This is a genomic window from Saccharomonospora halophila 8 (assembly GCF_000383775.1).
Taxonomy (GTDB): domain Bacteria; phylum Actinomycetota; class Actinomycetes; order Mycobacteriales; family Pseudonocardiaceae; genus Saccharomonospora; species Saccharomonospora halophila.
In genome coordinates this window covers 5,620-7,723 of sequence record NZ_KB912487.1, presented here as the reverse complement: position 1 = coordinate 7,723, position 2,104 = coordinate 5,620, and the positions used below count along the sequence as shown (strand labels likewise).

General features: G+C 71.7%; 3 protein-coding genes. 1 reads left to right on the top strand and 2 read right to left on the bottom strand.

The annotated features are described in order from the left end of the window. On the bottom strand, positions 1 to 792 hold a 792-nt coding region (locus SACHA_RS24825), incomplete at its 3' end, for a WXG100 family type VII secretion target (protein ID WP_019806975.1). Continuing rightward, positions 792 to 1,151, bottom strand: coding sequence for a type VII secretion target (locus SACHA_RS0102545; RefSeq protein WP_028662823.1), 360 nt, complete (start codon positions 1,149 to 1,151; stop codon positions 792 to 794). The genes SACHA_RS24825 and SACHA_RS0102545, both read right to left, overlap by 1 nt. A gap of 145 nt (positions 1,152 to 1,296) precedes the next feature. Between SACHA_RS0102545 and SACHA_RS0102540 the strand changes: the two genes are divergently transcribed. Then, positions 1,297 to 1,998: a DoxX family protein gene (locus SACHA_RS0102540; RefSeq protein ID WP_019806971.1), complete on the top strand. Its 702-nt coding sequence runs from the start codon at positions 1,297 to 1,299 to the stop codon at positions 1,996 to 1,998. Positions 1,999 to 2,104: the final 106 nt, after the last annotated feature.

The window sequence follows — 2,104 nt, the reverse complement described above, 5'->3', positions numbered from 1 at the left end:
GGTGGCATCGGTGACCGCGCTCGACGCCTGCGTGGCCCCGTCGCGCACGGACGTCGCGCCGTCCCGGATGTCGGAGACCGCGCCCGCCGCCGTACCGCCCGCGTCCAGGACGTCGTTCAGGCTGCCGGCCTCGCCCAGCTGCGACAGCGCCGTTCCCACGGAGGAGACCCCGTCGAGGACCTGCTGCGCGCCCTCGATCATCGCCTGGATGCCCTCGATCAGGTCCATGATGGCCGTGTAGATCTGGTAGGCGTCCCAGACCACCTTGACCGCACGGCCCCAGCCGACCACGGGGATCGGCAGCATCGCCGCGGCCTCGATCAGCTTGTTGACCAGCCGCTCGATCAGCTCCAGCGCCTTGTCGCAGGCCCGTTTCGAGCCCTCGGCCACCTTCATCAGCGCCTTGCCGACGACCGCGGCCACCTGGGCGTCCGCCTCGATCGCGAGCACCCACCGCGTGCCGAGGAGATCGGAGAACCGGTCGGCGGCGGCGCCCGACCACGAGGGACGCAGTTCCTCCAGCCCGCCCGCGAGGTTCCCGCGCACCGCCTGCAGGGCGTCCTTGACGTTGCTCCACTCGGCCGCGGCGTTGCCGATCGCCTCGAAATCGCCCGTGATGGGCGTGATGATGGACGAGACGAGGTCCTCGCCGACGACTTTCTCCCAGACCCAGTTCACGGCCTGGACCTGGAAACCCGCCCCCTGGATGGCCTCCTCGACCGACGGGCCGGACGACGAGGGCTCCTTCGTCAGCTCCGCCGTCGGGTCCACCAGCTCCGCGTAGCCGGGCATCAGACCGCGCCACCGATGCGGAAGTCGCCGGAGGAGTCCAGTGCGCTGTCGAGCTTGTCCATCTGGGTGCGGGACTCCTCGTCGCGGGCGTCGTAGGTGTCGGCCGCGGTCGTCAGGTTCTGCCCCACCTCGGTCAGCTTCTCGTTCGCGAACCGCAGCGTGTCGGCGTAGAGCCCGACCACCCCGGTCACCACCGGTGCGAGCAGCGCCAGCAGTCCGGTGTAGCCGCTCGTGTCCCCGCCCTTCTCGGTGGCGTGCCGCTCGATCTCGCCGAAGCGTCGCGCCTGCTGGGCCACCAGCTCGGAGCACCCGCGCAGTTCGGCGGTCTCCACCCGGTGTCCGCCCGCACCTGTCGACATGGTTCGTCGTCACCCCCGTCGGAAAAAGTCATCTCCCCAGAAGGCACCGGGCCGTGCGCCCGCGATGCCTGTCGCGGGGACATTCTGTCCGAACGCGCCGTCAGGTGTCCCCGGAACGGTCGAAAATGCCCTACGCTGCGCGCCCATGAGTGCTCACGACGACGGCACCGAACGGCCGCAGACGTTGTCGGGTTCCGCGCTGTTCGAACCCGGCGGTCCCCCGGCACGGGAACCGGCCACCGGTGGGGACACGAACGCCGGTGGGGCGGACCCGACCACCGTGACCACACCCGGGACCGGGACCACACCCGGGACCGGGACGGAGACCGGGACACGGGCGAAAGCGGGCCCCGGGCACTGGCACGGCGGTCTCGACCTCGCCCTGTTCGTGCTCCGCCTCGTGCTCGGCGGGACACTCGTCGCGCACGGCCTGCAGAAGTTCGGCCTGTTCGACGGCCCCGGACTCGACGGGTTCGCCCGCGGACTCGAATCGTTCGGCTACACCGGACAGACCACCCTGCTCGCGTGGGTGACCGCACTGACCGAGGTCGGCGGTGGAGTGCTCCTGGTGCTCGGCCTGTTCACGCCGCTCGGCGCGGCCGCGGCCCTCGGCGTGCTGGTGAACGCGATCGCGGTGAAGGTCGGTGCCGGGTTCTTCGCGGGACAGGGCGGGTTCGAGCACGAACTCGTGCTCGCCGCGACGGCGTTCGCGCTGCTGTTCACCGGATCGGGGCGGCTCGCGCTCGACAAGAACACCCCGTGGCGGCACCGGCCGCTCGTGTTCGGGCTCGTCGCCCTGACACTCGCGGCGGGCGCCTCCGCGGCGATCCTGGTGTTCCTGCGCTGAGTGCGCCCGCAACGGGTGCGCCGAGCCACCGGTGTCCGGGCGCCCGGCGCACCCGTCGGGACGGTCAGTGGTCGGGGTCGCGGACCGCCCCGGTGTCGGCGGAGGT